The sequence below is a fragment of the Pseudonocardia ammonioxydans genome (assembly GCF_900115005.1).
Lineage (GTDB): Bacteria > Actinomycetota > Actinomycetes > Mycobacteriales > Pseudonocardiaceae > Pseudonocardia > Pseudonocardia ammonioxydans.
The window spans coordinates 1-21,655 of record NZ_FOUY01000060.1 but is presented as its reverse complement, the minus strand read 5'-3'; the positions used below and the strand labels follow the sequence as shown (position 1 = coordinate 21,655).

Genomic DNA, 21,655 nt, shown 5'->3' with positions numbered 1-21,655 from the left:
ACGGTCGAGGTCGTCCGCAAGCCGCCTGAGCAGCGCGGATTCTCCGTCCTGCCCCGCCGGTGGGCGGTGGAGCGGACCCTGGCCTGGCTCACCGCACGAGCACGGCCGGGCCCCGCGCCCTGGCAACGGCAAGGAGATAGGTGTCGATGATGGCGTCGCCGAGGCGCAGGTGGCAGTGGTCCACGGCGGCGGCCGTGGTGGCCGCGCTGGGTGTGGGCGCCAGCGCCGCACTGGCGGGTCCCAGCGGCTCGCCGGAAGCCGCCGGGCCGGCCCGCGCGGGGGACCTGGTCGCCGCGCGCACGGTGACGGTCACGTCGGTGACCGATGGCGACACGTTCGACACCGCCGATGGGCAGACTGTGCGGGTGCTCGGGATCGACTCGTGTGAGAGTTCGACGCCGCGAGGACCCGAGGCCACCGCTGAGGCGCGCCGGCTGTTGGCCGACCAGGTGGTGACCCTGGTCGAAGAGCCGGGGGTGGATACCGACCGGTTCGGCCGGCAGCTGCGGTATGTGCAGTTGCCGGGCGGCGCCGACTACGGGCTCACCGTCGTCGGCGCCCCGCACACCGGGGTCTATCAGGGCAACAACGACGCCGGCCCGGCATACCTCGACCAGTTACGGGCGGCCGATGATGGCCGCAACTGCGGCTGACCCGCACCACACCGGCTGCGCGTGATCTACGGATCAAGCGGTGTCCAGCGCTCCGGTTCGCCCGGATCGACGGACGCGTCCGGCGGTGGCGGGTCAGCACCGGTCAGGTCTGGCTCACCGATCGGGCACGACGGGTCGCAGGCCGTGTCGGTGCAGGTCACGGCGTGGTAGAGACGCGGGGGCCGGCTCACGCCGTGAGCATCGCACGGTCCCCCGACAGATCGTCTGCTACGCGGCCCCGGGTTCGCCCCGCGCGGGGTCTCTCGACCCGCGCGGAATGGCCCGAACGCAGCGCCGAGAACGCACGCGGCGGGTCGCCCGTCGCACGGGTGCTGAGTGGGCAGGGGTGCGCTCAGGACTGGGTCGTCGGGCGTGTGGTGGGCAGGAGTGCGTCGACGTCGGCACGGCGGTGTTGGTAGTCGGCCAGGGCGTCCTCGAGGCCGGCGGCCGAGGTGTCGTCGTCGGCGGTCAGCAGACATTGCAGGACGGCCCCGCTGGTGGCTTCGACGTCGAGGGCGTCGGCCAATGCGGGGTGTGCGGTCTGACGGATCGCCGTGGTGATGCCCTGCAGCCGGACCTGGGAGTCGGCGAGCGGGCCGGGGTGTTCGGCGGCAAGCGCGGCCCGGTGGATGGCCTGGGTGGCGCGGTGAGCGTGGGCGAGTTGCAGCGCTCGGGCCTGCTGTTGCGTGGCCGCGCCACGGTCGGCTTCGGCCGGGGTGGTAGTCGCCATGGTGCTACTCCTGCGGCTGCTCGGGCGGTTTCTGGGATGTGTCGGTGCCCTCCGGTGACCGCCGCGCGCCGCTGCGGCTGGCCCGTGGGCGCCGTGTCGCGGCCGGAGAGGCCTCGCCACGAGGTGCCCGATCGGGTCCGACGCCGAGTTGGGTGCGGAGTTCGGTGATCTGCTGGTCGTAGCGGACGGCCTGGTCATCGAGGCGCTGCTGGGCGTGAGCGCGTTCGGTGGCGATGTCGTGGGCGAGCTGGCGGGTCAGGGCCTCGTTGCGGGCCTCGGCAACGGCCTGGGCGGTGCGGGCCTCGCCCGCCTCCCGGCCTGCCTGTTCGGCGCGTTCACGGGCCTGGTCGCGCTCGGCGCGCAGCTCGTGGGCCGCTGCGGCGGCGGTGTCGCGGTCGTGTTCGGCGGTCTCGGCGCGGCGCTGCTGCTGCTCGGCTTCCTCGCGTGCGGCGGCGAGCTCGACGCGGGTCTGGTCGCGCTCGGCGGTGATCTGCTCGTGTGCGGCGCGCAGCCGGTCCAGCTCGGCGCGGGCCTGGTCGAGGTGTTCGGCCAGCTCGGCGCGGGCGGTTTCGGTGTCGTCGCGGGTGCGCTCGGCCTCGGTTAGCCGGCTGCGGGTTTGGTCGAGCTGCTGTGCGAGCTGCTCGCGCTCGGCGTGGGCCTGGTCCCGCTCGCCGTGGGCCTGATCGCGCTGCTGGTGAGCCTGGTCGCGGTCGGCCGCGGCGTCGTCGGCCTCGGCCAGTGCAGTTTCGGCGGCGGCTTCGGCTTCCCGTTGGGCGACCGCCGCAGCGGTGGCCGCGGTCTCGGCGGCCCGGGCCCGAGCCAGGGCGTCGTCGCGGGCGGCCTCGGCCGCGTCGATACGGGTGCGGGCGTCGCGGTGCGCGGCACTGATCTCGGCCGCGGCGGCGTCGGGGTCGGTGGCGGTGGCCAGCTGCTGCCCGAGGCGAGCGGCGAAGTCGGCGGCCCACGCCTGGTGCGCGGCGAGCTGGTCGCGCAACTCGCCACCGAGGCCCTCGATCGAGGCGCGGGCATACGACACCGGCCGCACCGGGACCGGCTCGTGCTCGGGCCCGGAGCCGGGCGTGGGCAGGGTCAGCTTGCCCTCGCGCACCCGCAGGGCGGTATAGCGGGTGTGCGGCACCCCGTCCACGGTCAGCCCGCAGTACTTGGGCTTGCGCCCGCCGGTGCCGGCGTACTGCTCGATCACGTTCGGGCAGCCGCCCTCGACGCCGGGCATCTGACAGGCGATCCGCTCCAGCCCGGCGCCGGCGACAGCACCGCCGCCCGCGCCGCTGCCGTAGTCGCGCGCCTGCTCGCCCTCGCTCATGCCAGACACGCTACGGCATACGTTTCGATGTGTCAATAACGTTTGTTTACGTTATTGCACAACGCTACGTAATAGATACAGGATAATGCCCCTTATCCTGCTCTGCGCTCAGTGGTGGTTCTGGTGTCGCGGAGTCGTTCACTGACCCCGTACCCGGTGCTAGCTTGTTTCCATGACCACAGTGGCGGCCGCGGCGGCTCCGGCGTTCGCGACGACCCCGCAGGCGCGGCGCGCGCTAGGCCGCAGCGCCTACCAGGTGCGCAAGCTGATCGATGCGAAGGTGCTGCCCGCCGGGGTGCACGGCCGCGGGCGCGGCGGCACGCTGCTGCTCGACCCCGCCGCGCTGGCCGCCCTGGCCGCCCGCCCGCGGCTGCCCCAGAGCCCCGAGGGTCCGGGCAGCGAGCCGGTCGCCCTGGCGGTGGGCCTGCGCCCGGCCGCCCCGGACCCGGATCCGGACAATCAGCGCGCGGTGGCCGGCTGGGATGCCGCTCGCCGGCCGCCGGAGTCGGCATGGGTGGGCTGGTGGCGCACCGGGCCGGTGGTGGCCGACCTGTGCGTCGGGTTGGCGCTGCCGATCCTGGGCGCGGTGTCCGGGTTCGTGGTCGCCGCCCGCACGATCCGGGGCTGGACCCCGCACCCGCGGGTGCCGGGGCTGATCCGGTTCGCCACCGCGGCGCTACCGGCCGAGCTCGAAGCCGCCTACCTGCACCGGCAGTACACCCCGTCGGCCGGTTCGCCGTGGGAACTGCTGCGCGCGCCCCGGGCGGCCGGCGCCCCGGCCCTACCCGCGGCCCCCGCCCCGGTCACCGACACCGAAGGAGCGCCCCACGATGGGTAGGCACTCGCACCTGCGCGTGGTCCCGTCGCTGCCCGCCCCGGCCGTCGAGCAGCGCAGTGCGGCCGCCCGACCGCGTGAGGGTCGCGGGACCGATCCGCGCACGGCGGACCAGCTGCGGGCCCGGACCCGCGCGAGCCTGGACGGGTTCACCGTCGACGACATCGCCACCCTCGCCGCCGCGATCCGCGCGCAACTCCACGGGCACGCCCGCCGGACGGCCGACGGCTCGGCCACCGCCGCCGCCGCGGCCGCCGCGACCGCGCTGCGGACCGCCCTCGCCGCCCACGACGAGGTGCTGGCCTGGCTGGTCGACACCGACACCAGCGTCTACCACGGCCAACTCCGATGAGCCGCCCGCACCCGGCCGACCGGCCCACCCTGCTGCTCGACACCGCGCTGGCTTCGCCCCGAGACCACCGGCATGACGATCCGGCCTGGCGGCTGGCCACGGCGTTCGTGCTCTCCCGGCGCTCCCCGCACACCCGCCGCGCCTACGCCCGCGACATCCGCGACTTCTACGCCTGGTGCGCCCAGGCCGGCCTGGATCCGCTGCGGCTGCGGCGGGTGCACATCGACGCCTACGCCCACGAGCTCGCCCAGCCCCAGCCGCGCACCGGGCGCCCGGCCGCCGAGTCGACGATCGCGCGCAAGCTCTCCACGCTGGCCGGGTTGTATGCCTACGGCGTCGGCGAGGACGTCCTGGACCGGTCCCCGATGACCGGAGTGATCCGCCCCCAGAGCAGGCAGGACTCGGTGTCCACCGGCCTGGACCGCGACGAGGTCACCCGGCTCCTGTCCGCCGCGGCCGCCGACGGAACCCGGTCCCACGCCCTGATCAGCCTGCTCGTGCACAACGGGCTGCGGATCGACGAGGCACTGTCCCGCGACGTCGAACACCTGCAGACCGAACGCGGACACCAGGTGCTGCGGCTGCGCCGCAAGGGCGGCCACACCGCGACCGCGCCGCTGGCCCCACCTGTGATCCACGCCCTGGCCGTCTACCTGGCCGGGCGCACCAGCGGCCCGCTGTTCGCCACCCGCACCGGGCGCAGGGTCGACGAACCCGCCGCCTGGCGGCTCATCCGGCGCCTGGCGCGGCGCGCCGGGCTGCCCCAGGCCGACCGGATCAACCCGCACAGCCTGCGCCATACCTTCGTCACCGCCGCCCTCGACGCCGGGGTATCCCTGCGCGATGTCCAAGATGGAGCCGGACACCGCGATCCGCGAACGACCCGCCGGTACGATTCCTCGCGGCACAACCTGGACCGGCACCCCAGCTACGCCGTATCTACCTTCTACGCCGCCGGCCAGTCCACCGACACGACAGGTCGCGGCGGCAGCTGAGTCCCCCGGATCCTTGGTGGGCGCCCCCCTGCTGCCCCCGACTCATCGCTCTGGTCACAACGTCTTTAGGTAAACCAGCGCCGCCACCAGCTGGCCGGGGGTCGAGGAACAACGGAACGAAGAGTCGCGTCGGCGGCTTGGGCAGACTGAGCCAGTTCGTTGAGCGCGTCGTCGTGTGAGGTTCGGTTCCCCCGGTTTCCCGGAGTCTGCTTACGGTTCTGTCAGTTGCGGGCAGCAGGCAACATAACCATCGATCAATGGCCTTGTTACGGTTGGCTCATTGCTCACAGACGAGGAGCTCGCTATGGATGTCGATCCGCGCAGCTGGCCCGAGGTCACTCGACACCGCAAGAAGCCGCCGGGGCGCGAGGGGTGGGTCTCGTGGCGTCGGTTGGTGCTGGTGCTGACGCCCGCAACCCTGTCGATCGGCGCCATGGCTGTTGGTGCGCTGACCGGTGCGGTGCCGGTCGCTCTGGCTCTCGAGGGCCAGCAGACCTTGAAGATCAGTGCTCAGCGGTTCAACGGGGAGGCGTTCGGTGCGCTTCCTTCGTTCGTGCAGAATCCCGACGGGTCGAGACAGCCCGTCGTGGTGCTTGATCTACGTCGGGTCCGGGTTGCTGGGCTGTGTGCCTCCACTGCGGTCGACACTCCCGCTGGACGCTATGTGTTGAGGGCGACGACCCCGACGGATCGTGACGTGACCGCTGGTCGGTTGCAGCTCGCCATCGAGAGCATCGATGGTCTCGGCGCGGCGGGGCAGCAACTTGGGCTCAACCGTGAGCAGACCGCCCCCGACGGTACCCCGATCGACACCTCTACCGGAGGTGTGCCGGCGACGATCGACGGGCTTGTGCTCGACGTCAGCGCCACGGCTCGCTGGGCCACGGTCAACCAACTCCAGCTCGCTGGCGCCGAGGTACGTGTGGGCAGCGATCAGCCGGAGTGCTTGTGAGCGGGGCGCACACTCGTTCCACGTCGGCCTACAGGCACACCGGCTCCTGGCGGTCATGGGGGCGACGTCGGCCGCTTCTCGGCGGCGTGCTCACCGCGGCAGCCGGGGTAAGCTTGCTGATCTTGCCCGGTGCCTCATTGTCGGTTGTCCTGCTTCCCGGGGTCGCCGGGACCTCAGGTTTCCTTTTCGGGGCCGGACTGTGTGTCCTCGGCCTGTTCCTCGTGTTCCAGCCCCGCAGCCACGCCTTCGCCGGGGTCGGGGCCGTCATCATCGCGGTCGCCTCGGTGGTGACTACCAACCTCGGAGGGTTCGGGTTGGGCCTCGTGCTTGGAGTGCTCGGCGGTGCATTCGGTTTTGCCTGGGTTCCGGACGATCGAGGGGAGGCGACAGCCGGGGCGATACCGTCCGCCGAACAGACCTCCGACCATCGCGAGGACGGCTAGATGTCCGAGTACCGGATCGACGAGCTGGCGCGAGCAGCAAACAGCACCGTACGCAACGTCCGAGCCTACCAGGAGCGTGGCCTGCTCCCGCCGCCTCGACGCGAGGGCCGGGTCGGGATCTACGATGGAACCCACCTGGCGCGACTCCAGCTGATCGGGCGTCTCCTCCACCGCGGATACACCGCCAGCAACATCGCTGAACTCCTTCGCGCTTGGCAGGACGGCCGCGATCTCGCCGATGTCCTCGGCCTCGAACAGGTCGTCACCAGCTTCTTCGCCCAGGAACTTCCGGAAACCATCACTTGCTCGGAACTGCTGTCGCTGCTGTCTCCTTCGGACGGCGAGCCGTCCGAAGCGCAGGTGCGGGAACTGGTCCGAGCCGCCGCGGACGTCGGCCTCATCGAGCTTCCGCCGGGAGGCCACCTCGCCGAGCACTGTGCCGACTTTCGCGTACCGAGCCCGCGGCTGCTCCGGACCACTGCCGACCTTATCGCCGCCGGCGTTCCGACCAGTGAGGTCCTCTCCCTCGGAGCGCAGGTCCGCCGCGCCGTCGACGACACCGCCCGACGGTTCGTCGAGATCATGTCCGATTACCTGTTCAGGAGTCGGGCCCCGGGCTGGATGCCGTCCCCCGGCGAGGTCCCGGCAGTGGCGGCGTTCATCGACCGCATCCGGCCTGCGACGGCCGGAGCGCTTCAGGCGTCGCTCGCCCTTGCGCTCGACCACCACGTTGATGCGGCATTCGGCGAGTACATCGACCGGCTGAGTTCACACCTCTCTGGGAGGAACGAAGACTCGGTCTGAGCGGCGTTGTGGTCACCACGCTTCGGGAAGTGCGGAAGGTGGTCGACATCGGCGAGGGCCCCGGGCGGTCGCTTCTCTCCTGCGCGGCCGCGCGTCATGTGGCACGGTCTGCGAGACTCTGCAGCTCGCCGAGAGCTGCCGCTTCACGGTGGGGTAGCTCGGAAACGAGGTCGCGTGTTGTCCGCCAACGCCGTGAGGCAGTCGATGGCTCTGGGTCGCTGACCGCAGCGGCGGCGACCTGAGTCCAGCGGTCGGCGAGATCGCGGTAGGCGCGAGCGGCTGGCTCGGCGTCGGCGTCAGTGGCGGCGAGCCAGGTGAGGAAGTCAGCTTGCAGGCGTCGGAACAAGCCGCCGCCGGTGCCGGCCTTCTCGATGAAGGCCGCGAGTGTCATCAGAGCGGTATGGAGGTCTGGTCCGTTGGCCGACCCGGTGCCGAAGAGTTCGGGCCAGCGGTCGAGGTCGTCGGCGAAGACGGCGATGCCGTCGAGCCCGGCTGCGGCCACCCCTTCGGTCGCGGACTGGAGTGCAGGCGCGGGGTGGCGCATGGCGTGGACGGCACCCGCGGCGGCGCTGGTCGCGGCGGACGCGCGGTCCGGCAGCGCAGCAGGGAAGCACATGGGGTAACACGTGTGACGAGTCGGTTGGGGGAAGCCGGTCGAGGCGCGGGCGGTGGCGAGCGCGGCGGCGGGAATGAGCTGAGGGTCGGGGCGATCGTTGTCGATGACGCGGACCTGATCGGTTCTGGGATCGTAACCCGTGACGACGATATCGTGACGGCTCATCTGCATGCGGACGCGCAGGTAGGGCAGTTCGCGCATGTCGGCCCAGCACAGAAGCGGCCGGCCGGCGTCGAGTTCTTCGTGGAGCCAGGCGCGTCCCTGCTCGGCGTCGTCCGTGGCGCGGACCTCGAGGCCGATGCCCAGGCGGCGGCAGAGGTTTTCGGTCAGGTCGGGGCCGCGACCGACCAGGTAGAACGGTGAACCCAGGCCAGGACCGCGGGTGTAGCCGAATCCCAGCTCTCCGCTGAGGCCGAAGACGGTTCCTTCGTCGAGAGGGTCTTCGCTCCAGGACAGGCCGGCCCATTCCAAGAGGTCGCGCAGCGAACCGGAGCCACAGTGTCCAGCGGGGCGGTGCGGGTAACCGGCAACGCCGACCATGTCGTCGGTCGAGGTGCCCGCGCGATGATCCCCGGTGCCGATGCGTGTCATGAGGTCGTCTCCTGATCGTTGGCGCTCGTGCCGGAGCTGGTGGGTGGGGCGGGGGGGGCGAAGACGTGCTCGAACCGTGCAGGGCCGTAGCGGGTGAAGTGCTCGATGCCGACCACGATGAACACCGCGCGGGCGTCGAAACAGAGAACGCCATCGGGGTCGGTGCCCTCGGCGACGAGGTGGAGCTTCCGACCCTCCCGGTGCACGAGGCGGGCACGGATGCGGTGGGTGATACCCAGACGGACGGGGCGCCGGTACCCGACCTCGAGGGTGCGGGTGACGGCGGGTTCAGCCACCAGGTAGAGCACGAACCCGAACAGGTCGTCGCAGGCTGCGGCGACCGCGCCGCCGTGGGCAAGTCCGGGCGCGCCGACCTGACGGCTGTCGAAGACGTGGTCGCAGACCACGTCCTCGCCTTCCCGGCGGACCTGCATCGCCAGTCCGGCGGGGTTGGCGAGGCCGCACCCCATGCACTGCTCGCTGTGCGGGGGAAGGACATTGGCGGGGATATCGGCGGGGCCGCCAGGCGGTGAGACCGGGTGTCTGTGGGGTCCGGTCATCCGCTGGCCGACAAGGCGCGGGTCGGACACTCGGCGACCGCCTGGTCGACCTCGCCGCGCCGGTCTGCGTCGGGATCGGCCAGCAGGTGGGCCATGCCGTCGTCACCGACCTCGAAGATGTCCTCCGCCACGGCCTCACACAATCCGTGGCCGGTGCAGCGGGTGGTGTCAATGTGCACCTTCAACAAGAAGTCCTTCCCAGTAGCGGGCCGATCGCCTGGCGGTGCCTGTGGCGGTTCCCTGTCCTGCTGAATCGACGAGGACTACCGAACCAATCAGCTCTGGCGCCAGCAGGACATCCGCTTGACGACGTTCAAGAAGTTGCCGGGGGTCAGTTCCGGTTCACCGGCCTGCAGATCGGGGAGACGCGTCAGGAGCTCGGTGAACAGGGCCTTAAGCTGGAACCTGGCCAGCTGGTTGCCCAGGCAGTGGTGGATGCCCCCGCCGCCGAAGCTGATGTGCGGGTTCGGGTGGCGCGAGAGGTCGAGTTCGTGCGGACGCTCGATGCGGCTCTCGTCGCGGTTGGCCGAGGAGTAGAACATGACGACCTTGTCGCCTTCGGTGATCTGCTGGCCGGCGAGCTGGCAGTCCCGGCCGGCCGTGCGGCGGAAGGTCATGATCGGCGTTGCCCAGCGCACGATCTCCTCGACCGCGTCCGGCATCCGCTCCTCCAAGTCGTCGAGCAGCCAGGCGCGCTGAGCAGGATAGTCGGTCAACGCCCGCAGGCCGTGGGTGGTGGACTGGCGGGTGGTGTCGTTACCGGCGATGGTCAGCAGGACGAAGAACGCACCGATCTCCTCGTCGGTGAGCGTCTCTCCGTCGACCTCGGCGTGGGCGAGCGAGCTGATCAGATCCTCGGTCGGGTTCTCCCGGCGCTCCCCGGCCAGCGACGTAGCCAGCCCGTGGGAGAAGGTCATCGCCTGGAACAGTCTCCCGAGTACTTCCTCTTTGGTCTCACCAACGAACTCAGGGTCATTCCAGCTGGTGCCGACCTTCATCTCATGCGCGGCTTGCTGTCGCTGGCCGTCCGGCACGCCCATGATGTCGTTGATGTTGTGCATCGGCAGCAGCTCGGCGCACTCGGCGACGAAGTCGGTCTGCCCGCCGTCGCGTTCCAGCGCCTTCTCGAGGTCGTCGACCACCATTCGCGCGTTGGCCTGGATACGGTCGTCGATCCGGCGCATCTGCTTGGGTGTGAACGCCGCGGCCACCAGTCGCCGCATCTTGGTGTGCCGCGGCGGGTCCATACCGATGATCGACTGAGCAGCCTCGACCAGCTCCGCGGGCAGGTTCTCCATGAGGATGCCCGGCCCCGAGAGGAAGTCCTCGTGGCGCTTGGTGACCTCCACGAGGTCGTCGTAGCGGGTGACGGCCCAGAACCCGTAGTCGTCGGGATCCTCGAGCAGCTGCTCCTGGAACGGCGGGTGCCAGGTGACCGTGCCCCGTTCGCGCAACAACGAGAACGTCTTCTCCCGGACGTCCGCCGAGGTGGACCAGAACGCCCGCGAGGAGATGTCGAGCTCGTCGTACGGCCGGTCCGGGCTTCCGCTCGCCGAGCGGGTCACATGCTGGGTCATCGTTGACGCTCCAAACTTCGCCGCCCGGCCGGGCGCGACTGCCGAGTCCGTACCTGACATCGTCACCGTGGACACGGTCCCGGTTGTTGTCAAGTTCTGGCGCTGGGGCGAGTGAGTTCGACTGGAGGACGACGGTGCCTTGGTGCCCCGGCGCATCGTCGCCGACCCGGCCATGCGAACGCGATCGCTAGTCTGGGGCGCGTGCGTGCCTCATACGACAGCGGTCGTCAAAGGATCATCCAGGGCGCCCTCGACATCGCGGCCGACGAGGTCGCCACGCACGGCTGGCACGGCCTGCAAGTCCAGACCGTCGCGATCCGCCTCGGGGTGAGCCGCCAGACAATCTACAACACTTTCACCAATAGGCGGGGTCTCGCCCAAGCGCTAGTCCTACAGCTCACCGACCACTTTCTGAACGGCGTCGACCAGGCTCTCGCGGGTAGCGACGATGTGTTCGAGCAATGGCGCGCAGCAGTCTTATACACCCTCGACACCGCCGCCACCAACCCGTTGCTCAAGTCCATTCTCACCGCCGATGGGCGCGACGAACTGCTTCCGCTGCTCACCACCGACGCCGAGCCGGTCATCAGCGCCGCACGGGGGAAACTCGCCGACGCGGTGATCACTGTGCGACCCGACGTCTCACCCGAAGACGCTCGCGACGCCGCCGAGACCGCCACCCGCCTCGCCATCAGCCATGTCGTACTACCTCTGCACCCCAGCGCGCACGTAGCGAACCACATCGCCATGCTCGTCACTCGGTTCCTCGGGGATAAAGCCTCCAGTTGGCACGTCTCCTAATACTCCAGCCGTAGATGGGACTGAAAGAACATGTACTTGCAGTCCCTTGATGTTGCGTCGACCACCTGAATCTGGGCTGCACCCGCACCTTCGGTTCGCTCAAATCTGCATGAGCTTGGCGATGATCTCTTTCATGATTTCGGTGGTGCCGCCGCCGATGGACAGAATGCGGGCGTCGCGGTAGTGGCGCTCGACCTCGGATTCACGCAGGTATCCCATGCCGCCGTGTAGTTGGACGGCGGTGTCGACGGCGAGGTCGCATGCTCCGACGGCGACGTTTTTCGCCATCGAGATCTTGGTGACGTCGGGGTTACCGGCCAGTGCCCGGTCGATCGCGTCGCGGGTGTAGGTGCGGGCGGCGTCGACGGCGGTGGCCACGTCGACGATCTTGTGCCGGATGACTTGGCGGGAAGACAGGGTGCGTCCGAAGGTCTCGCGTTGGCGGGCCCAGGCCGTGGTGAGGTCGAGGCAGCGCGCGGCGGTGGCGTAGGCCTGCACGGCCAGCGAGGCGCGTTCGGTCTGGAACTGGTGCATGATCTGGAGGAATCCGCTGCCTTCGGCGCCGATCAGGTTCGCGACCGGGACCCGGACGTCGTCGAAGTGCAGCTCTGCGGTGTCCGAGCAGAGCCAGCCCATCTTGTCGAGCCGTCGGGATACACCGAGTCCGGGTGTGTCGGTATCGATGACCAGCAGCGACACCCCTTTCGCTCCCGGTTCGCCGGTGCGGACTGCGGTGGTCACGAAGTCGGCGCGGGTGGCCGAGGTGATGAACATCTTGGCGCCGTTGACCACGTAGTGGTCCCCGTCGCGGCGGGCGGTGGTGCGTATGCTGGCCACGTCCGAGCCGGTGTCGGGTTCGGTGATCGCGAGGCTGCCGATCGTGTCTCCGGCCAGGGTGGGGCGGACCCACTGTTGGATGTGGTCGGGGTCGCCGTGCTCGATCATGTGGGGAAGCGCGATGCCGTGGGTGAACAGGCCGGCCATCAGCCCGGTCGAGCCACCGGCCGCCAGGATCGCCTCGGTCATGATGACGGTATCGCGCAGGTCGCCACCGGCGCCGCCAATGTCCTCGCCGAACCCGATCCCGAGCAATCCGGCCTCGGCGGCCTTGCGGTGCAGGCTGCGGGGCAGCTCGCCCGCGGACTCCCACGTCGCCAGGTGGGGCACGATCTCGCGGCGGGTGAAGTCGGTGGCCAGCTCGCGCAGCGCTCGACGTTCGGACGTGTTCCACGGGTCCGGGACCGGACCGTCCTGCGCAGCCCCCTGGGCGGTGTCGGTGGTGTGTTGCTCGAGCTCGGTCATGGCCGCTCCTCTGCTTCGTCCGGAAAGGCTGGGGTGTCGACCGCGCTGGGTCAGCGGTGCGGGCGCGGTGGTGCCCGACGGCGCTGGCCCCGGGTCATGCGGGGTCGTCGGTGACGGGTCGGTTGTCGGTCGGGCGAGCGCGTTCGAGATGGTGGTGGGCGAAGGTCGCCGCCGCGCGCAGCGAGTGCGTCGCTTCGGGCACGAAACCGGGCAGGGCCTGGAAGACGTGGAGCTGTCCGGGCCAGAGCTGCAGCTCGGTCTGGCCATCGGCGGCCTCGATCATCTCGACGAGGTGGCGGGTGTCGGCATAGAGGAACTCGGCATCGCTGACGTGGATCTGCATCGGGGGGAGACCGCGCAGACCCTCGGAGGTGAAACGCAGTCGCGGGGAGGTCATTTCGGCACCGTCGAGATAGACGCGCAGCAGCCGCTCCACCCGGGCCGCGGAGACCAGCGGGTCGCGGCGTCGGCCGCTCTCCCATTCCCGAACCCGGGCCAGCGAGAGGTCGACGAGCGGGGAGAAGAAAAGCAGGGCCGCGACGGCGGGGCTCTGGGTTCGGGCGGTGTACTCGGCGGCCAGCGCGAGACCGAGCTGAACACCCGCGGAGTCGCCGGCGATGACGACCTGGTCGGGCCGTGCGCCGTGGTCAATCAGCCAGGTGAAGGCCGCATCGACGTCGTCGGCGGCGGCGGGGAAACGGTGCACCGGTGCGAGCCGGTAGTCGCATGCGAACACCGGCCGTCCGGTCCAGACCGCCAGGCGGGAGGTGATCGCGCGGTGGGTCCGGGCCGAGGCCACGGTGTAGCCGCTGCCGTGGATGTAGAACACGGCGCCGCCGCGCAGGTCGGGGACACCGCCACCGGGGACACCGTCACCGATGCCGCCGACGGTTTCCGGTGGCGGGGTCCCGGGTGGCAGGACCCATTCGCCGCGGACCTCGATGCCGTCGGGTGCCGGCGCCGCGACCCGCACGATCGTTGCCTCCGGGTGCGGGCGGCAGCACAGATCGGTGAACACGCAGAGCAGTCGGCGCGCCGTGCGGGCGACCGACACCGTGTCGGGGACGAGCTCGACGCCCGGTCGCACCCCCCACCGCACCAGCAGGGTGGACACGCGGGCCTGCCAGGACATCACCGGTCTCCTCTCGGAGCCAGGCGCGCGGCGCCTCGCCGCGCGGTGTGTGCGCCGGCCGACATTTGCAGTCCGGACGGTGGCCGGCGGTGCGGTCGTGGGTGCCCTCCGATCACGGCCGGCTGACCTCGACAGTGTTGTGGCGATCGGCGCGCCGGGCGTGCACCGGCATGCCGATCGGCTCGTCGGCGCTGCTCAGCGCGTCGAGGGTGGTGTCGTCGGCGGCCAGGGCCAGGAACCGGGCGCCGGTGGCCTCGAGGCGGCCGACGACGATGCCGGTCCGGGCCCCGCCTCGGTCGTGTTTGACGGTGTAGGTCTCGATGGTCGCGGGACCCTCGGCGGCGGCGACCTGTGCGGGGGCCGGCAAGGCCAGCACCTGGTCCTGCAGCTCGGCGCTGCGGTCGGCGCGCCAGCCGGTCGGGGTGGTGGAGTACACCCCGGCCGAGTACTTGCTCAGCACGCCGCCGTTGGCGGCGACCAGCCCGTAGGCGCCCGGGCTGCGGCGGAGCCGGTCGACGATTTCGGCGATGGCGTGCATGGAGTAGTTGTTGCCGGCCCCACCGAAGAACGGCAGCCCACCGGTGACGGTGAGCCCGCGGGGGTCGTCGGCGGCCAGGTCGAACGCGTCGGTGATGGTCGAGACCGCGACCGGGAAGCAGCTATAGAGGTCCAGGGTGGCCAGGTCGGCGACGCCGATGTCGGCGAGCGCGAGGGCGTGTCGGGTGGCCATCACCGCGGCCGGGCTCGTGGACAGGTCGGCACGGTCGAGCAGGTCGCGTTCGCACAGGTCGGCGTGGCCGTGCAGGAACACCCAGCGCTCGGTGTCGACGCCGAGCCGGCGGGCGGTGGCCACCGAGGTGATCAGGACGGCGGCGCCCTGGTTGACCTGGTCGCGAGCCACCAGGTACCGCAGGTAGGGGTCGGTGATGGGGCGGTTCGCCGCGGTGGGGGTGGCCAGCTCGGTCGCGCTGCGCTCGGTGGGCGCGGCGGCGTGCGGGTTGGTGGCGGCCACGGTGGTGAACGGCGCGAACAGCTCGCCCATGCCGCGCAGGTAGTCCGCCCGGGACTGGCCGAGGCGGGCCCGGCGGGCGTTGTCGAACAGCGCGTACTGAGTGGGCGCGTCGGTGAGCCCGTGCGTGAGGGTGTACTCGGTGGCCAAGCCCTCCAGGCCGAAGCCACGGTCCTCGAGGCCCCCACCGGCCGACTCGGTGAAATCCGGGCGGTCCGGGGCGTCGGCGAGGTGGCGCACGGTGGAGGTGGCCTCGGACCCGAACACCAGCGCCGCCTCGCCCCGACCGGCGGCGATGTCGGCGGCGAGCTCGGTGACCAGGTGCTGCGGGCCCTGGCCCCCGATGACCTCCAGGACCGCCCGGGCCGGGCGGGTGCCGAGGCGGGCGGCGACCGAGCGGGGGAAGTTGTCCGAGCGGCCCAGCGGCGCCGCGACCCCGGGAAACGAGATCTCGAACTGCCGGATCCCGGCCACCGTGTCGACCGCGGCCGCGACCGCGCCGGGATCGGCGCCGGTATCGGCCAGGGCGTCCCGGGCCGCGGCGGCGGCCAGCTCCACCGGGGACAGCCGCTGGTAGCGGGGGCCGTCGATGGGGTCGCTGACCTGCCCGACCCCGATCAGGACCGGGGTGCGGGGATCCAGCGATGAACTCGGCGATGAACTCGGGGGTCCTGCCACGGTGTGCTCCTGAAGCGCTAGGGGGTGCCGGGTGCCGGGTGCCGGGGTGCGGGTCAGCGAGCCCGCCAGTGCGGGGCACGTTTCTCGGTGAAGGCCTGCATGCCTTCGACGACGTCGGCGCTGCTCATCAGTGCGGTGATGGCGTCGTTGCTGCGCTGCCACGCGTCGGTCTCGGCGGGGACGTCGTCCTCGGTGATTCCGGCGGCGACGCGCTTGCTGGCCTGCACCGCCAGCGGAGCGTTCGACGCGATCCGCTGGGCCAGCGCCACCGCCGCACCCAGCACCTCGGAGTCGTCGACGACCTGGTTGACCAGGCCCCACCGCGCCGCGGTCTCGGTGTCGACAGGGTCGCCGGTCAGGATCATCTGCATCGCGATCTTGCGGGGCAGCTGTTCGGGCAACCGGCTCAGACCGCCGGCCGCGGCGATGAGGCCGCGGGTGACCTCGGGCAGCCCGAACCGCGCTGAGCGGCCCGCGACCACCAGATCCGAGGCCGAGGCCAGGACGAGCTCGGTGCCGCCGCCGAGGGCGAACCCGGCCACCGCGGCCACGGTGGGGGTGCTGATCGGGTGGGTGACGTAGCCGGCGAACCCCCAGTCCTGGTGCCCGGGCGCGGTGATGTCCTCGCCCCGGGCCAGGGCCTTGAGGTCGGCCCCCGCGCAGAACGCCTGATCACCGGCGCCGGTCAGGACCACCGCCCGCACCTCGGGGTCGTGCTCGGCCTGCTCGAGGGCCTCGCCGAGCAGCGCGGATACCTCGGTCGTTGACGGCGTTTTTGGCTTCGGGCCGGTTCAACGTCACGACCTGGACGTGGCCGTCGCGTTCGACCCGCACGGCAGGCGGGGCGCTCGCGACCGGCGCCGCGGATTTGTCGGGCAAGCTCATCGTGGGGTCTCCTCAATCGTGGGTCTCCTCAACAGAGCGGGAGCGGACGGTTCGGGCGGGCGCCGGTGGCGCCACAGACCCGGGGGCGGGGTCGAGCGGGGGCCGTCAGGGCTCGCCCGGGGTCGCGGTGAGCCGGGCGAGCTCGTGGAGCCGGGCCTCGCAGTCGGCGATGATCTCCCGGGTGATCTCGGCGGTGGGACGCAGCCGGCGGAAACCACCGACGACCTGGCCGATGAAGAATGACTCGAGTGCCCGGGCGTCCTCGTTGCCGGCGTCGGCGGCGGCGTCGATGCGGTTCCAGGCGTCCTGGACCAGCATCGGCTGCAGCGGCATCGGCAGCGGCGACGGGGCGCCGAGCGTGTCCCACTCGTCATGCCAGGCCGTGCGTAGCTGCCGGGCCGGTTTGCCCGTGCGCGTGGGCGAGCGCACCGTATCGGCCGAGGTCGCCTCGAGATACTTGCGCTTGACCGCCTCGCCGGTGACCTCCTCGGTGCTCGACAGCCACACCGACCCACACCACACCCCGGCCGCACCCAGCGCGAGCGCCGCAGCCATCTGCGGCCCGGAGGCGATCCCGCCCGCCGCGAGTACCGGCACCGACCCGGCCAGCTCGATCACCTCGGGAGTCAGCACCATCGTCGCGACCGTGCCCGTGTGCCCGCCCGCCTCGGTGCCTTGGGCGATCAGCACGTCGACGCCGGCCTCGAGCTGGTTTGCGACGTGCTTGCCCTGCCCGACCAGCCCGGCCACCGGCACCCCGGCTGCCTTGGCGCGCGAGACCAGCTCCGGTGGCGGCGGACCCAGCGCATTGGCCACCAACGAGATGCGGTGCGAGAACGCCACATCCAGCAACGCCTCCACCCCTCCGCCACCGGTGGCCAGGGCCGAGGCGATCTCGTCGGTCGCCACGGTCGGTGTCCCGGCCGGCAGCTCGGGGATGCCGTAGCGCTCCAGCAGGCCCTCGACGAAGTCCCGGTGGCCCTGCGGGATCTGCGCCCGCAGTGACGCGATCAGGTCCGCAGGATCGCTCTGGGCCGTGTGCCCCGGCACCAGCACGTCGACCCCGTAGGGCCGACCACCGACCTGCTCCTCGATCCAACTCAGGGCCGCGTCCAGCTCGGCAGGGGTGAAGGTCGAGGCGCCCAGCACACCGAACCCACCCGCATTGCTCACCTCGGCGACCACCGCCGGGGACCGGTTGAACCCCACCAGCGGGGCCTCGATCCCGAGCATGTTGGTCAACGCCGTCCTGACCACCAGCACCTCCTCGACGAGTTACGGACGATCTGTGTCCGGAACGGAGACGATATGGTGAACGTGATCCGTTCAGCAAGGAGGGTGCCGATGGCCAGGGCCAGGACGATCACGGGTTCGGGACGTCCGCGGGACCCCGAACTCGAGCGCCGGGTGGCCCGGGCCGCCCTGACCGTGTTCGGCAGGGTCGGGTGGCCGGGGTTCACCCTCGACGCCGTCGCCGTCGAGGCCGGCGCCGGCAAAGCCTCGATCTACCTACGCTGGCCCAACAAACAGGCCGTCCTGGTCGACGCCCTGCACAGCTACATCGGGCAGGTCACCGACGTCGACACCGGCAGCCTGCACGGAGACCTGCTCGAACTCGCCCGCCAGTTCCTCGCGTTCTACCTCGGCGACGTCGGCAAAGCCGTCCTGCGCCTGGGGCCCGAGACACGCGCCGTTCCCGAGCTCGCCGAACACTTCGACACCCTCTGGCGCTCCCAGGTCAGCACCGGACGCGAGATCGTGCGCCGCGGAATCGCTCGCGGAGATGTCGGCCCCGACACCTCCGCCACGCTGCTGCTCGACTGCCTGGTCGGCGGGGTCACCAACCACATCCTCACCACCCCACCCGAACTCGAGGCCGCCGTCGCAGCCAACGCCGACCAGTACGCCGCCGACCTCGTCGAGTTCCTCCTGCGATCACTGAGCGCGCCGAGCCCGCCACATTCGTGAAGCTTCGCGTTCCTGTGACGGGCTCCCCCCGCACCCAGGGTCGGGCACCAACGGCGGGCTGCACTCGGCGGCGTCCCACCCGATCTGTGGGCCCTCCTGGAGCGAGGATGGTGATCAACGTGGCCGAGTGGAACGGGCGCCGCCGACCTCGAAGCCGTGACTGCTGCCCCTCCGGAGTGAGGCTTCACGCGCGCCGCCGGTGTCGGCGACGCCCACGCTGCCAGGCGTTCACCCGCGCAGCCGTCGGCGAACGATTCCGACCGACCGGTGCAGCGCCCCGGGTTCGGTGGAGGCTGAAGCCACGGGAAGGTGGTCTTCGTGCCGGCACCGAGGAAGTACAACGACGAGATGCGTGAGCGGGCCAAGCGCATGGTCGGCCAGGCTCGCCAGCAGGAGCCTGGGCTGTCGGTCAACGCCGCGTGCAAGCGGATCGGACCGCAGCTGGGGATCCTGCCGGACACGCTGCGGGGTTGGTGCAAGCAGGCCGATATCGACGACGGGCTGGCGCCTGAGCCTGAGACCACGAGCGGCGACCACGACGAGTTGACCCGGCTGCGTCGGGAGAACGCCGAGCTGCGGCGGGCGAACGAGCCTCAAGACCGCGTCCGGCCCGCTTGAGGATCTCCACCTCGGTCTCGAATACCCGGTTGCGGCGGCGCAGCTCGCCCAGCTCGGCCTTCTCACAGGTGGTCAGCCCCCTCGGCGGGGCCGGTGTCGACATCGTTATGGCCATCCGTTCCTCTCGTGGGATATCGGCGCTCCGTCTGGTGGGCGGCCTTCTCACAAGGACCGGGCCACGAGTTCCTTCATGATCTCGTTGGAGCCGCCGTAGATCTTCTGCACCCGCGCCGAGGTGAACATGCGCGCGATCGGGTACTCGTTCATGTAGCCGTACCCGCCAAACAGCTGCAGGCAGCGGTCGGCGACCCGGTTCTGCACGTCGGTGCAGAAGAACTTCGCCATCGACGCCGACGCGGCGTCGAGCTCGCCCGCGACGTGGCGGGGGACGAACGCGTCCACCATGCTGCGGGCAGCCGTCACGTCGGCGACGCACTCGGCGAGTACGAAGCGGGTGTTCTGGAAGCTCATGAGGTTCTGGCCGAACGCCTGGCGCTCCTTGACGTAGGCGACCGTCTCGCGGACCGCGGCGGCGGCGGCCGCGGCGGCGGCGACCGCGATGATCAGGCGCTCCTGGGGGAGCTGGTTCATCAGCTGCCCGAACCCGCGGCCCTCCTCGCCCAGCCGGTTGCCCACCGGCACCTGCATGCCGGAGAAGAACAGCTCGCGGGTGTCCTGGCCGTGCTGCCCCATCTTGTCCAGCACGCGCCCCCGTTCGAAGCCTTCCAGGCCCTCGGTCTCCGCGACGATCAGGGACAGGCCCTTGCCGCCGTCCTCCTCGCCGGTGCGGGCGACGATGATCAGCAGGTCGCAGTGGGTGCCGTTGGAGATGAAGGTCTTGGCACCGTCGATGACGTAGTGGTCCCCGTCGCGGCGGGCCCGGGTGCGGATGCTCTGCAGGTCCGACCCGGTGCCGGGCTCGGTCATCGCGATCGCGCCGACGAGGTCGCCGGAGGCCATGCCGGGCAGCCAGCGCTGCTTCTGCTCCTCGGTGCCGAAGGCGGCGACGTAGTGCGCGACGATCGCGCTGTGCACCATGTTGGCCCACGCGTCGTCGCCGACGCGGGACTGCTCCTCGGCGAGGACGGCCTCATGCGCGAAGCTCGCGCCGCCGCCGCCGTACTCCTCCGGGATGCTGATGCACAGCAGGCCGGCGCTCCCGGCGGTCCGCCAGAAGTCGCGGTCGACCTGGTGCTCCGACGCCCAGCGCTCCTGGTGCGGCACGACCTCCTTCGCGACGAACGTGCGGGCGAGCTCGCGCAGGTCGTCCAGCTCCTGGTTGGCCCAGGGGGCGCGGTAGTCGTCGAGGATCATCGGGTGCTTCCTTTCATCTGCCGGTGAAGGCGGGTTGACGACGTTCGGTGAATGCGGACAGTCCCTCGCGGGCGTCGTCGGTGCCCAGGGCGAGCAGGAAGTTGCGGCGTTCGGTCGCCAGCCCCTCCTGCAGCGGCTGGTCGTGGGCCCGGCGGGCGGCGTCCGCGGCGAGGACCACCGCGCGCGGTGCGTTCCGCGCGATCCGGGCGGCCAGCTCGAGCGCGGCCGGGACGACCTGCTCGTCGTCGACCACGTCGGCGACCAGCCCGGCGTCACGGGCCCAGGCGGCGTCGACCGGGTCGCCGGTGAGCAGCATGCGCATCGCCTTCGGCTTGCCGACGGCGTGCACGAGCCGCTGGGTGCCACCGGCGCCGGGGAGGACGCCCAGCTTGACCTCGGGTACGGCGAACCGCGCGGAACGGCCGGCGATCGCGATGTCGCAGGCCAGCGTCAGCTCGCACCCGCCGCCGAACGCGGTGCCGTGCACGGCCGCGACCGTCGGCTTCGGGTAGCCGGCGAGGGTGTCGAAGAGCCGGTCGAACGGCAGCTCGTCGGTCGGCGAGGCGCCGATCATGGCCGGGACCTCGGTGATGTCCGCGCCCGCGCAGAACGCCGGCCCGGCGCCGGCGATCACGACGGCGCGCACCTCGGGGTCGGCGGCCGCGTCGGCGAGCCGGCCGGCCAGCTCGGCGACCAGGCCCCGGCTCAGGGCGTTGTGGGACGCCGCGCGCTGCAGGGTGAGCAGCGCGACCGGGCCGTGGCGCTCGGCGGAGACGAGGGTCTCGGTGAGCTGGTCAGTCATCGGCCCCTCCGTAGTGCCCGGCCCAGGTGGAGCGGATGACCTTCTTGTCGACCTTGCCGACGCTGGTCCGGGGGATCTCGGTGACGGTGGTGAACGACTCCGGCAGCTGCCAGGACGCGAACGCCGACGACAGGTGCGCGTGCAGCTGCTCCAGCGTCACCTCCTGGCCGGGGGCCGGGACGACGAGCACGAACGGCCGCTCCTGCCACTTGGGGTGCGCGAGCCCGACGACCGCCGCCTCCGCGACGGCGGGGTGGCTGGTCAGGAGGTTCTCCATGTCGATGGAGGAGATCCACTCGCCACCGCTCTTGATCACGTCCTTGAGCCGGTCGGTGACCTTGAGGTAGCCGTCGGGGTCGATCGTGCCGACGTCGCCGCTGCGCCACCAGCCGTCGAGGAAGCGGTCCTCGGCGTCGGTCATGTTGTGGTACTCCCGGGTGATCCACGGGCCGCGCACGCAGATCTCGCCCTGGGAGACACCGTCGTGGGGCACGTCCTCGCCGGCGCCGTCGACGAGCCGGACGTCGACCAGCGTGGCCGGGAGCCCCTGCTTGCGCTTCAGTTCGAGCAGGTCGTCCCCGGACAGGCGGGCGCGCACGCTGGGCTTGTACCGGTTCACGGTGACCAGCGGCGTGGTCTCGGTCGCGCCGTAGGCGTGCACGATCTCGGCGCCGGTGAGCTCCGCGAAGCCCTTCATCAGCGACAGCGGCGGCT

Annotated in this window: 24 protein-coding genes; 10 read left to right on the top strand and 14 right to left on the bottom strand. The window is 71.3% G+C overall.

Features of this window, described 5'->3' with window-relative positions:
- Positions 1 to 140: 140 nt before the first annotated feature.
- Positions 141 to 653: a thermonuclease family protein gene (locus BM093_RS30995; RefSeq protein WP_093355369.1), complete on the top strand. Its 513-nt coding sequence runs from the start codon at positions 141 to 143 to the stop codon at positions 651 to 653.
- A gap of 352 nt (positions 654 to 1,005) precedes the next feature.
- Here BM093_RS30995 and BM093_RS30990 read toward each other — a convergent pair whose 3' ends face one another.
- Positions 1,006 to 1,383 (bottom strand): hypothetical protein, encoded by a 378-nt coding sequence (locus BM093_RS30990; RefSeq protein ID WP_093355366.1) that lies wholly within the window; start codon positions 1,381 to 1,383, stop codon positions 1,006 to 1,008.
- Positions 1,384 to 1,387: 4 nt separating this feature from the next.
- Positions 1,388 to 2,707, bottom strand: coding sequence for a hypothetical protein (locus BM093_RS30985; protein ID WP_093355363.1), 1,320 nt, complete (start codon positions 2,705 to 2,707; stop codon positions 1,388 to 1,390).
- Positions 2,708 to 2,879: 172 nt separating this feature from the next.
- Here BM093_RS30985 and BM093_RS30980 point away from each other — a divergent pair, with 172 nt between their 5' ends.
- The 6 genes from BM093_RS30980 (at position 2,880) to BM093_RS30955 (ending at position 7,088) form a co-directional block, all read left to right on the top strand.
- Positions 2,880 to 3,545, top strand: a complete 666-nt coding sequence (locus BM093_RS30980; protein WP_093355359.1) for a hypothetical protein — start codon at positions 2,880 to 2,882, stop codon at positions 3,543 to 3,545.
- Complete coding sequence (locus BM093_RS30975; protein ID WP_177238811.1) at positions 3,538 to 3,894, top strand: hypothetical protein; 357 nt, start codon at positions 3,538 to 3,540, stop codon at positions 3,892 to 3,894. Before BM093_RS30980 ends, BM093_RS30975 begins: the two co-directional genes overlap by 8 nt.
- Positions 3,891 to 4,889: a tyrosine-type recombinase/integrase gene (locus tag BM093_RS30970; protein WP_245773915.1), complete on the top strand. Its 999-nt coding sequence runs from the start codon at positions 3,891 to 3,893 to the stop codon at positions 4,887 to 4,889. The genes BM093_RS30975 and BM093_RS30970 overlap by 4 nt, the downstream gene beginning before the upstream one ends.
- A 304-nt stretch (positions 4,890 to 5,193) precedes the next feature.
- Complete coding sequence (locus BM093_RS30965) at positions 5,194 to 5,841, top strand: DUF6230 family protein (protein ID WP_143105623.1); 648 nt, start codon at positions 5,194 to 5,196, stop codon at positions 5,839 to 5,841.
- Positions 5,832 to 6,284, top strand: coding sequence for a DUF6114 domain-containing protein (locus BM093_RS30960; protein WP_342743055.1), 453 nt, complete (start codon positions 5,832 to 5,834; stop codon positions 6,282 to 6,284). Before BM093_RS30965 ends, BM093_RS30960 begins: the two co-directional genes overlap by 10 nt.
- Positions 6,285 to 7,088, top strand: a complete 804-nt coding sequence (locus BM093_RS30955; RefSeq protein WP_093355350.1) for a MerR family transcriptional regulator — start codon at positions 6,285 to 6,287, stop codon at positions 7,086 to 7,088.
- A gap of 94 nt (positions 7,089 to 7,182) precedes the next feature.
- Here BM093_RS30955 and BM093_RS30950 read toward each other — a convergent pair whose 3' ends face one another.
- From BM093_RS30950 to BM093_RS30935, 4 genes are all read right to left on the bottom strand, one after another.
- Positions 7,183 to 8,295 carry a BtrH N-terminal domain-containing protein gene (locus tag BM093_RS30950; protein ID WP_218163008.1) on the bottom strand — a complete coding sequence of 371 codons (1,113 nt, stop codon included), beginning with the start codon at positions 8,293 to 8,295 and terminating at the stop codon, positions 7,183 to 7,185.
- Positions 8,292 to 8,885 carry a PaaI family thioesterase gene (locus BM093_RS30945; protein WP_245773914.1) on the bottom strand — a complete coding sequence of 198 codons (594 nt, stop codon included), beginning with the start codon at positions 8,883 to 8,885 and terminating at the stop codon, positions 8,292 to 8,294. Before BM093_RS30945 ends, BM093_RS30950 begins: the two co-directional genes overlap by 4 nt.
- Positions 8,852 to 9,034, bottom strand: a complete 183-nt coding sequence (locus tag BM093_RS30940) for a ferredoxin (protein WP_342743056.1) — start codon at positions 9,032 to 9,034, stop codon at positions 8,852 to 8,854. Before BM093_RS30940 ends, BM093_RS30945 begins: the two co-directional genes overlap by 34 nt.
- A gap of 96 nt (positions 9,035 to 9,130) precedes the next feature.
- A complete protein-coding gene (locus tag BM093_RS30935) occupies positions 9,131 to 10,432 on the bottom strand; it encodes a cytochrome P450 (protein ID WP_093355335.1) in 1,302 nt (433 codons plus the stop codon).
- Between the two features lie 201 nt (positions 10,433 to 10,633).
- Here BM093_RS30935 and BM093_RS30930 point away from each other — a divergent pair, with 201 nt between their 5' ends.
- The gene (locus BM093_RS30930) at positions 10,634 to 11,233 is read left to right on the top strand and encodes a TetR/AcrR family transcriptional regulator (protein WP_177238810.1); all 600 of its coding nucleotides are present in this window, start codon (positions 10,634 to 10,636) and stop codon (positions 11,231 to 11,233) included.
- A 99-nt stretch (positions 11,234 to 11,332) separates the two neighbouring features.
- Here the strand turns inward: BM093_RS30930 and BM093_RS30925 are convergent, their stop codons facing one another.
- The 5 genes from BM093_RS30925 to BM093_RS30905 all read right to left on the bottom strand — a co-directional run bounded on the left by BM093_RS30925 (position 11,333) and on the right by BM093_RS30905 (position 17,496).
- Positions 11,333 to 12,535 (bottom strand): acyl-CoA dehydrogenase family protein, encoded by a 1,203-nt coding sequence (locus BM093_RS30925; RefSeq protein ID WP_093355327.1) that lies wholly within the window; start codon positions 12,533 to 12,535, stop codon positions 11,333 to 11,335.
- Between the two features lie 94 nt (positions 12,536 to 12,629).
- Positions 12,630 to 13,667, bottom strand: coding sequence for an alpha/beta hydrolase fold domain-containing protein (locus BM093_RS30920; protein WP_093355323.1), 1,038 nt, complete (start codon positions 13,665 to 13,667; stop codon positions 12,630 to 12,632).
- 112 nt (positions 13,668 to 13,779) lie between these two features.
- Positions 13,780 to 15,354 carry an acetyl-CoA acetyltransferase gene (locus BM093_RS30915; protein ID WP_245773913.1) on the bottom strand — a complete coding sequence of 525 codons (1,575 nt, stop codon included), beginning with the start codon at positions 15,352 to 15,354 and terminating at the stop codon, positions 13,780 to 13,782.
- 53 nt (positions 15,355 to 15,407) lie between these two features.
- The gene (locus tag BM093_RS30910; RefSeq protein WP_245773912.1) at positions 15,408 to 16,058 is read right to left on the bottom strand and encodes an enoyl-CoA hydratase-related protein; all 651 of its coding nucleotides are present in this window, start codon (positions 16,056 to 16,058) and stop codon (positions 15,408 to 15,410) included.
- A gap of 286 nt (positions 16,059 to 16,344) precedes the next feature.
- Positions 16,345 to 17,496 carry an NAD(P)H-dependent flavin oxidoreductase gene (locus BM093_RS30905; RefSeq protein ID WP_245773911.1) on the bottom strand — a complete coding sequence of 384 codons (1,152 nt, stop codon included), beginning with the start codon at positions 17,494 to 17,496 and terminating at the stop codon, positions 16,345 to 16,347.
- 87 nt (positions 17,497 to 17,583) lie between these two features.
- Here BM093_RS30905 and BM093_RS30900 point away from each other — a divergent pair, with 87 nt between their 5' ends.
- On the top strand, positions 17,584 to 18,207 hold the full coding sequence (locus BM093_RS30900; RefSeq protein ID WP_093355319.1) for a TetR/AcrR family transcriptional regulator: 624 nt from the start codon (positions 17,584 to 17,586) through the stop codon (positions 18,205 to 18,207).
- A gap of 318 nt (positions 18,208 to 18,525) precedes the next feature.
- Positions 18,526 to 18,825 (top strand): transposase, encoded by a 300-nt coding sequence (locus BM093_RS30895; protein ID WP_143105622.1) that lies wholly within the window; start codon positions 18,526 to 18,528, stop codon positions 18,823 to 18,825.
- Positions 18,826 to 18,987: 162 nt separating this feature from the next.
- Here BM093_RS30895 and BM093_RS30890 read toward each other — a convergent pair whose 3' ends face one another.
- The 3 genes from BM093_RS30890 to BM093_RS30880 form a co-directional block, all read right to left on the bottom strand.
- Positions 18,988 to 20,139 (bottom strand): acyl-CoA dehydrogenase family protein, encoded by a 1,152-nt coding sequence (locus BM093_RS30890; protein WP_093355310.1) that lies wholly within the window; start codon positions 20,137 to 20,139, stop codon positions 18,988 to 18,990.
- 13 nt (positions 20,140 to 20,152) lie between these two features.
- Complete coding sequence (locus BM093_RS30885) at positions 20,153 to 20,941, bottom strand: enoyl-CoA hydratase/isomerase family protein (RefSeq protein ID WP_093355305.1); 789 nt, start codon at positions 20,939 to 20,941, stop codon at positions 20,153 to 20,155.
- A partial coding sequence (locus BM093_RS30880) for an AMP-binding enzyme (protein ID WP_143105621.1) occupies positions 20,934 to 21,655 on the bottom strand: 722 nt, incomplete at its 5' end. The genes BM093_RS30880 and BM093_RS30885, both read right to left, overlap by 8 nt.